The sequence below is a fragment of the Poseidonocella sp. HB161398 genome, assembly GCF_005870025.1.
Taxonomy (GTDB): domain Bacteria; phylum Pseudomonadota; class Alphaproteobacteria; order Rhodobacterales; family Rhodobacteraceae; genus Mangrovicoccus.
In genome coordinates this window covers 1-1182 of record NZ_VATA01000229.1, presented here as the reverse complement: position 1 = coordinate 1182, position 1182 = coordinate 1, and the positions used below count along the sequence as shown (strand labels likewise).

Sequence of the window (1182 nt, the reverse complement as noted above, 5' to 3'; positions counted from 1 at the left end):
TGCGATGATCTCAATGTCAGCCTGCCTGCAGCGCAGAGCGACTGACCAGCTCGGCCCGCTTGAAAGCGCGAGGCCCGCGGTGAGCTACACCACGAGCTGGGACGTCACCTGTACAATAAGGCCAATCGACACCGATTTCCACAGAGGTTCTAGCAACTGTATCTTTCAGGGGTGTCGGTGCTCCCATTCCCGTCGGCTTTTGCACAGAGCATTGGCGATGATGACGAGCTTGCGCGCGACGGCCGTGACGATGACCTTGTGTGGTTTCCCGGCTTTACGGAGCCGATCAGCGAACGCTTTGAGTGTCGGGTTATGATGCGAGGCAACCAGCGCTGCCTGGAACATGACATATCGTAGGGCGCGTCTACCACCGGTGATTGTGCGCTTGCCACGCAACGTTCCGCTGTCCTGCGCCACTGGTGCCAAACCGGTCAGGGCCGCAGCTTCTTCGCCGGTGAGAGCGCCGAGTTCGGGAAGTTCGGCGATCAGCGTTGAGCTGGCGACTGGTCCGATGCCGGGAACGGAACGAAGGATCCGCGCGGTGTCCGCGAGACGCCTGTAGCGCCCCAAAAGCTCTGAAATTCTGCTTTCCAACTCGGTGATCGCAACATCCAACCTCTCCTTCAACTCCACATCGATATCCTCGAACAGCTCTGCAGTTCCCGATTTCCGATGCGCCCGGATCTGCGCCAGAAGCCGCTTTCGCATCTCGACCACCTGTGCCCGTCTGGTGGTCAAGGCCCTGAGAAGACGTAGATATTCGGCGGGAAGTGTTCGTCCTGCCTCGGGTCTGAAGACCAAGAAGCGCGCTATGAGTTCGGCATCGATCCTGTCGGTCTTTGCTCGGGTTCCAAGGCTGCGCGCGAAGGCCTTGACCTGGGCCGGCGGCACTTGGCGGGCCTCGACGCCTGCGTCCTGAAGATAGGACCAGAGCCGCCATTCCTGCCCACCCGTCGCTTCGAAACAGACGGCGGCTCTCTGGTCGTGAGCGAGATCGGACACCGCGACATGGCCATTATCGGTATTGGGGATGCGATGACGCTGACCGTCTGGAAGGCAGTGAATATCGAGCCAGTCTCGGCTCACATCGGCCTTGTTGCACAAATCGTGCGAGGGATTCACTGCATGAATCCAGCATGATAGCCGGTAGGCATGAGCAGTTGGGCCCCTACGAAGTACAAG

The 1182-nt window shown here is 59.8% G+C and carries 1 protein-coding gene; it reads right to left on the bottom strand.

Translation table 11 applies throughout. The features are described 5' to 3' along the window. Positions 1-165 precede the first annotated feature (165 nt). On the bottom strand, positions 166-1182 hold a 1017-nt coding region (locus FGX59_RS36955; protein ID WP_206078566.1), incomplete at its 5' end, for an IS110 family transposase.